Here is a 7,082-nt window from a genome sequence, read left to right as displayed (position 1 = left end):
GTAAGCATCCGGCGAAGACCGCGCGCGGGTCATTTTCGGCTCAGGCGGCTTGATCAACGTTCCGGATGGCAGAGCGCCAATTCCATGGCAGCAGTTCGTCGAGCCTTTGGACGGGATGCTCGGCGATGCGCGCCAGAACGTCGGCGAGCCAGGCTTGCGGATCGACGTCGTTCATCTTGGCGGTGACGATCAGGCTGTACATCACCGCCGCCCGCTCGCCGCCGCGATCCGAGCCGCAGAACAACCACGACTTCCGACCTAAAGCGATGCCGCGCACGCCACGCTCCGCCGCATTGTTGGACAGGCAGATGCGGCCGTCATCGAGGAAGCGGGTAAATGCGCTCCAGCGCTTGAGCATGTAGTCCATGGCCTTGGCGACATCGTTGCTGCGCGAGAGCTTGGCGCGTTGTGTGCGCATCCAGGCTTCCAGATCGGCCACGAGCGGCGCGCTGAGTTCCCGGCGAACTGCCTGGCGCCTTTCGGCGCTCTGACCGTTGATGGTCCGCTCGATCTCGAACAGGGCGTCGATCCGGCGGACTGTTTCCAGCGCCAGCGGCGAGATCACTGCCGGCCTCTTGCCCTGAGCCTTGCGACGCGCATTCTCGGCCAGATCAGCCATCACGAAGAACGGCCGCCGGGCATGGACCCAGCACGCGGCTTCCAGGATCGGACCTGCGTTGCGGCCCGGTTCGTAAAGCCTGCCATAGCCGCCATAGGCATCGGCCTGGAAGATTCCGCTGTAGTTGGCCAAGTGAGCCTGGGGATGCTCGCCGGCCCGATCGCGCGAGTAATAGAACACCGCGCCCGGCGGGGCCTGCCCTCCAAAAGGCTTGTCGTCGCGCACATAGACCCAGATCCGGCCGGTGTCGGTCTTGCCTTTGGCCAGGACCGGAACCGTGGTGTCGTCCCCGTGCAATCGCTCGGCGCTCAGTACGTAGGCCTCGAGGCGCTTGAACAAAGGTGCCAGCGCCGCGGTGCAGCCGCCGACCTGGTCGGCCAGGGTCGACAGACTGATCGGCACGCCCTCCTTGGCATAGCGCTCCGCTTGCCGGTTCAGCGGCTGATGTTGACCAAACTTCTCGAACAGCACCATCGCCAGCAGGCTTGGCCCCGCCCAGCCGCGGGCAAGCACATGGAACGGCGCCGGAGCCTGGCTGATCTTCTCGCAATCACGGCAAGTAAACTTCTCGCGGACGTGCTGGATCACTTTCCAGGATTTCGGGATCACCTCCAGCGTCTCGGTGATGTCCTCGCCGAGCTTGGACAGCCGCGCGCCGCCACAGCAGGCGCACGCCACAGGTCCCGGCACGATCACCCGCTCGCGAGGTAGATGCTCCGGGAACGGCTGGCGTGACGGCCGCTTGCGCGTGAACGACGCCACCTTCGTGGTTTTGGCCGCGGCCATTTCGGCGGCGAGTTCGTCCTCCGTCGCCGAACTCTCCAGCTCCTCCAGCGTCAGTTCAAGCTGATCCAATAGCCGCGCGGTACGCTCCGAGCGCGGACCATGGCGGTCGCGGTTGAGTTTCTCGATCTGCAGCTTCAGATGGGCGATCAACGCCTGGTCGTCGGACTGCCGGGCACGGGCGGCCGCAGCCTCCGCCCGAGCAACGATCAATGCCGCTTGCAGCGTTTCGATGTCGTCTGGCAGCGATTCAAGGCCGTCACCCATGGCCCCGATGGAATCACAAAAGAGGCGATTTGAGGCGTCTTTTCTTCCGCACCTCAGAACTTTTTTGAGCCTATCCTGCGCTCTGTGGCCGCCACGTGTGCTGCGGATTGCGCCAGTCGATCGCCTCCAGCAGATAACTCATCTGCGCCGCGCTCAGCCCCACCACACCGCCCACCGTCGCCGGCCAGACAAAACGGCCACGGTCCAACCGCTTCGCGTAGAGCGACAATCCAATTCCATCGTGCCACAAGGCCTTGATCAGCGAACCGCCGCGTCCGCGGAACACGAAGACATCTCCGGCGAACGGATCGCGACCAAGGCTTTCCTGCACCAATAATGACAAACCCTGCATGCCCTTGCGCATGTCAGTGTAGCCGGTCGCAATCCAGATGCGTGCGCTCGAAGAGACTGGGATCATCGACGCTCCAGAACCTGCAGCACCCGCGCCAGGGCGGCCGCATCGACGCCCGCATCGACAATCACCCGACGATCCCGGCCAACGACGATCACCATCTGCCCGCTCGTCGCTGTGGCAGCAACCGCCGGCTCGACCTCAGCGGCAAGGACGACCCGCGCAAAGCCGGATTGCTCGCTTTGAGGGCTGATCGGCTCGGGACCGAACGAGCGCCGCCATGTCATCAGCAACGAACGTGATATGCCATGGCGTCTTGCTGTCGACGATATCGCGCGCGGCGCTTGAAAGCTTTCGGTCACGATCCGCAGCTTTTCGTCATCCGACCAGCGTCGCCGGCGACCAGTCTCGACCACCTCAAGCCGTTCAAGCTGAGTACTGCGCTTATGGCTGTCCATAAGGACTGTTACGCACCAATTGGACTAATCCAACAAGGCGGCCCTCGCCGGAGGGAGACAATCTCTCAGGCCACTCAAGATTTGCAACATCAGGGTGTGTGTCGAACCGCCCGGTTCGGCCCAGTACTTCCAGATGCGTGCGCGCGTGCTACGTTTACTCTGGTTGCCCCGGTCGCGGGAGCCGTGGTGGGCCTGGCCGGCGCGAAAATTAGCCTAAAGCTCGGCTTTCAGCTTTCCGATAAAACTATTCAAAAGGTTCTGTGCTGCGATGAGCGCATCGAGTTGCGCTTTGCGCCTGCGATATTCGGCTACCAAACCGGTCACGTATACCTGCACACTATTCTGATAGTGCCCTGGATCAAACCCGTTATGGCACGACGGATCTGATAGCCGAACGTTTGTCACTTGCACATTAAGTTCTGGATCCAGCGTCGTCAGTGCATGGACCTCCGACGTACATTCTTCGTAGCTACCACCATCGTAGCCCTTGAACGAAATCATGCTGTGGAAAGTGTTGATCTGCTTGTCACCTCGTTGAGCATTGGCAAGGGCCAATTGCATAGCTACTTCGCCTTGCTTTTGGGCTATAGCGTCAGGGATATTGCCAGCGCCCGGACCAGCCCATTTCTCGAATATGGGGATAAGCTGGTTGAGAATCGAATCCCTTTCGGATCGCTTGGTTCCGAGCATATGGGCCAAGCTCAAGTATAGTGACGCACCGGCATAGATAGTAGGAAATATGGCAGGACCTCCGTTTGGCGGAATTGCTAAGAAAAGAGTTTCGCGCTCGGTTTCCTCCTTTAGTTGCTGGAATCCACCAGTGTTCTTATGCCGGTTGACGTCATTTAGGTAAGCGTTAAGCCGCTGGATCAAGACTTGGATCATCTTGACGTGCTGCTCTCGGAACTGCCGTTCGAGCTCCACAGAGATAAAAACTCTCAGTGCTCGCAGCTCACCCAAGATTTGAAGGTTCAAGCCTATTATCTCATCAAGCTTTTCACTTACGTGCTGCTGAAACAGCTTCATATCTCGGGTTTCTTTGTACTTGGTGGCCTGCTCCGCGGCAGCTTCAATTAGTGCTATTACCGCTGCGATCTCTGCTGGCTCCATACGATCCTCCCGCAATGCACTAAAAAAATGGGAATGCAACTATAAGTCGATCCGATTATCCCTACAAGAACTTTCGACTGGGCCGCCTAGTAGGAAAGCTTGGCTGTCGTAAATCAACCGACGAAGTTCACCGGTTCACCGGTTCATCGATGAAAAGTATTTATTCGATGCATCTTCGTTCGTCGTCCCTCTGGAATCTTCACCTTCGAAGCGCCCGAAGTGTTAGGCCTAATTGGCCGAGGATCGTCCTTCCCTTCATGCCCGCTTTTTCGCGAGCAATCAGCTGCCACGAATCTCGCGAGCGATCGCTACGAGTGCGCGGTGCGCGTTGATTATCTGCGCTCATGAGCAGAAGGCGCGGCATGCGCTTAGTTCATCGGCGCGATGGAAACGAGAAGCGCTGATCGAAGGGGCTCTCCGGGCGGCTTTTGCGACGATCCCGAACGTCGTCTATTCCGACCCTGGCGCGATCCCGGCTGCTTGGGTCGTCGACTTTCAATATCTCACGATATTCTTCGTCGGCGGCGTTCAAACAGTTCATCTTGAGTGCGTAATCCGCAACCTCAAATCGTAGCTGCGTAACTCGAACGGTTTTTGGTACAGGTGAGTCGTAGATTTTCTGCAGGGCAGCGGACGTGGCTGCAGCTGCTATGTGAATGCTGTACAACTTGTACTCTTTGTCCCAACTTGGCGAGGGGGCGCGTTCATCGCGACAACCGCCCGTTCGCTCAATAGCTTTGATGAGCGTGCGAGCCGAACCGGTCGCCTGGTCTAGATACTTCGATGCCAGTTGGTCGATATCTGATACCTGCGCATTGCAGGGATGAAGCATCGCAAGAAGTGAAATGCACAAAAGAGGAAATGCTCGCATGTCCAGCCCGAGCCGATCGCGTTCAACTCAGTTTTATATACTATAATATATGGTCCGCAATTCGCGATTCCCTTCGCATGCCCTTCATGGACGTGCGGAAAATTGTGGGGTTGAACATTTAGAAAGGCGCGGATTGATGCCGGTATCTCTCAGGAGGAGCTAGCCGGCCGGATGAGCGTTGAGCAGTTCTATATCAGTGGGCTCGAAGCTGGCCGCCGCAATGCCACTCTGGTGACCCTTTGGAAAGCAGCGATGGCACTTGGGGTTGATGCCGCGGCACTGTTTGCAGAGGGCGGTCATCGCCCCGAGCTTCCTGCCAAGAAGAAGCGAGCGAAGCGCTAGGCCAGCTAATTTGCAGGAACCTGCAACAGTTTGTAAGCGCTGTTTTCAGGCCACAGCTCTGAGGTCGTGACGGCAATAGGCCCACGGAAGCAACTGATCGATCTCGCTATTCGGATGACCATTGACGATCCTGGTGAGGACGTCGGTCAGGTAGGCAAGCGGATCGAGGTCGTTCAGCTTACAGGTTTCGACCAGGGAGGCGATGGTGGCCCAGTGCTCGGCACCGCCGTCGGAGCCTGCGAACAGCGCATTTTTACGGTTCAACGTGATCGGACGGATCGAGCGCTCGACGGCGTTATTGTCGAGCTCGATACGGCCATCATCGATGAAGCCCGTCAGGCCATCCCAGCGTGAGAGCGCATAACGGATGGCGTCTGCCAGCTTGCCCTTTTGGCTGATCAACGCGAGCTTTGCGCGGAGCCACAGCTCGAAGGCTTCCGCCAGCGGCCGGCTTTTCTGTTGTCGAACGAGACGACGTTCCTCGGCGCTGCGGCCGCGGATGTCCTTCTCGATGGCATAGAACTCGGCGATATGCTTGAGCGCCTCGCTCGCAATAGGCGCAGGACCGGGGGTGGCAAGTTCGTAGAAGTTACGCCGCATGTGCGACCAGCAGAATGCAAGCTGAACGTTGCCACGCTCGGCGAGCCTGCCATAGCCGGCATAGCCGTCGACCTGCAGGATCCCCTTGAAGCCTGCCAGATGAGCGATCGGTCGGTCGGCCTTGCGGTCGGGCGCATAGACATAGGCGACGCCCGGCGGATCGGCACCGCCCCATGGCCGGTCGTCCGCCGCATAGGCCCAGAGCTGACCGGTCTTGGTGCGCCCGCGGCCGGGATCGAGCACCGGCATCGTCGTCTCGTCGGCGAACAGCTTTGGCCGCTGCCTGAGCTTGCCAAGGAGCCGCTCATGCAACGGGCGCAGATGGAAGGCTGCCTGTCCCACCCAGTCCGCCAGCGTCGAACGATCAAGCTCAATGCCCTGGCGGGCGTAAATCTGCGCCTGCCGGTAGAGTGGCAGGTGATCGGCATATTTGGAGACCAGGACCTGGGCGACGGTGGCCTCGGTCGGCAGACCACCCTCGATCAGCCGGGCCGGGGCCGGCGCCTGCATGACACCGTCCTCGCAAGCCCGGCAGGCGTATTTGGGACGCCGGGTGACGAGGATCCGGAACTGCGCCGGGACCAGGTCCAGCCGCTCACTTCTATCCTCGCCGATCCGGTGCAACTCGCCCTGGCAACAGGAGCAGATCTTATTGTCGATATCGACGACGACCTCGATCCGCCGCAAGTGCGCTGGCAAGGCGCCACGGTTGATCCGGCGCTTGCGAGCCCGAGCCTCACGGCTTTCAGGTGCGCTGACGTCCTGCGCCGTCTCGCTGTACGCTGCGACCTGCTCGACATCTTCCAGGCCCAGCAGCATCTGATCTTCAGGCAAGGTCTCTGCCCGCCGGCCGAACCGATGCCGCTGCAATTCCTTGATGATCTGACGCAGCCGTTCGCTCTCGCACCGCTCGGCAAGCAGCATCGCTTTCAGCGTCTCGGGATCGTCAGGCAGGGCGTCGCTCACACGCAATTCAGAGCATATTCGCCGCCATCTGGCGACGCGCTCGATGCCCCTGATTCACTTCGCCGCAGCGCTGCCAACAACTATCCGGCTTGCGTTGGCGCTGGCGTCTCCCGTACCTCGTGGACACGCCGCCAGTCGAGCCCTTCCAACAGCGCCGACAATTGCGCCGCCGACAGACGCATCACGCCGTCCTCGATCTTCGGCCAGCGGAAGATCCCATCCTCAAGCCGTTTGGCGAACAGGCACAGACCCGTTCCGTCCCAGAACACCAGCTTGATCCGATCCGCCCGCTTGGCACGGAACACATAGACAGCTCCCGAGAATGGGTCAGCCCCCATGCTCTCGCGCACCAGGGTCGCAAGCCCTTCCATCCCCTTGCGGAAGTCCACCGGTTTGGTCGCCACCATCACCCGGACCGCACCCGACGGACCGATCACCGGCTCGCCTTCAGCGCCTGGACGATCGACGCAATCATTGCCGTGTCCGCACCACGACCGGCCCGGATCGTGATGCCGTCGACTTCGATCTCGATGATCCCGGCATCGCAACGGCAAGTTCGGACATCCGGTTTGGGTTTGCAGCGCGCCACTTTGCGCTCCCGGCCAAGAGCAGGCGCCGGCACTGCGACATCCACCACCGCCGGCACAAACTGCACTTCTTCTATTTCGGAATGACCGCCTGCTGCCTCTCGCAACTGACGTCGCCAGCCAAACA

7 protein-coding genes and 2 pseudogenes are annotated in these 7,082 nt (G+C 60.3%); 1 reads left to right on the top strand and 8 read right to left on the bottom strand.

What is annotated here, in order from left to right; genetic code table 11:
- Positions 1–40: 40 nt before the first annotated feature.
- From tnpC (UP06_RS20770) to UP06_RS20750, 5 genes are all read right to left on the bottom strand, one after another.
- Positions 41–1,669: an IS66 family transposase gene (gene tnpC, locus UP06_RS20770; protein ID WP_044999807.1), complete on the bottom strand. Its 1,629-nt coding sequence runs from the start codon at positions 1,667–1,669 to the stop codon at positions 41–43.
- Positions 1,670–1,739: 70 nt separating this feature from the next.
- On the bottom strand, positions 1,740–2,087 hold the full coding sequence (gene tnpB / locus UP06_RS20765; protein ID WP_044999806.1) for an IS66 family insertion sequence element accessory protein TnpB: 348 nt from the start codon (positions 2,085–2,087) through the stop codon (positions 1,740–1,742).
- On the bottom strand, positions 2,084–2,479 hold the full coding sequence (gene tnpA, locus UP06_RS20760; protein ID WP_044999804.1) for an IS66-like element accessory protein TnpA: 396 nt from the start codon (positions 2,477–2,479) through the stop codon (positions 2,084–2,086). The genes tnpB (UP06_RS20765) and tnpA overlap by 4 nt, the downstream gene beginning before the upstream one ends.
- 213 nt (positions 2,480–2,692) lie before the next feature.
- Positions 2,693–3,589 carry a hypothetical protein gene (locus UP06_RS20755; RefSeq protein WP_045005332.1) on the bottom strand — a complete coding sequence of 299 codons (897 nt, stop codon included), beginning with the start codon at positions 3,587–3,589 and terminating at the stop codon, positions 2,693–2,695.
- 373 nt (positions 3,590–3,962) lie between these two features.
- A complete protein-coding gene (locus tag UP06_RS20750) occupies positions 3,963–4,460 on the bottom strand; it encodes a hypothetical protein (protein ID WP_156163099.1) in 498 nt (165 codons plus the stop codon).
- Between the two features lie 129 nt (positions 4,461–4,589).
- Here UP06_RS20750 and UP06_RS40090 point away from each other — a divergent pair.
- Positions 4,590–4,802 (top strand): annotated as a pseudogene (locus UP06_RS40090) (helix-turn-helix domain-containing protein); the annotation flags it as partial.
- A 45-nt stretch (positions 4,803–4,847) separates the two neighbouring features.
- On the opposite strand, the gene tnpC (UP06_RS20745) reads toward UP06_RS40090, so the two are convergent.
- The 3 genes and pseudogenes from tnpC (UP06_RS20745) to UP06_RS20735 form a co-directional block, all read right to left on the bottom strand.
- The gene (gene tnpC / locus UP06_RS20745) at positions 4,848–6,326 is read right to left on the bottom strand and encodes an IS66 family transposase (protein WP_045004267.1); all 1,479 of its coding nucleotides are present in this window, start codon (positions 6,324–6,326) and stop codon (positions 4,848–4,850) included.
- Positions 6,327–6,448: 122 nt separating this feature from the next.
- A complete protein-coding gene (tnpB, locus tag UP06_RS20740) occupies positions 6,449–6,805 on the bottom strand; it encodes an IS66 family insertion sequence element accessory protein TnpB (RefSeq protein WP_045004130.1) in 357 nt (118 codons plus the stop codon).
- A pseudogene (locus UP06_RS20735) lies at positions 6,802–7,082 on the bottom strand (IS66-like element accessory protein TnpA); the annotation flags it as partial. The gene tnpB (UP06_RS20740) and the pseudogene UP06_RS20735, both read right to left, overlap by 4 nt.

The sequence above is a fragment of the Bradyrhizobium sp. LTSP857 genome, from assembly GCF_000938285.1.
Taxonomy (GTDB): Bacteria; Pseudomonadota; Alphaproteobacteria; order Rhizobiales; family Xanthobacteraceae; genus Bradyrhizobium.
The sequence above is the reverse complement of the archived record's forward strand: the minus strand, read 5'-3'. Positions and strand labels throughout refer to the sequence as shown.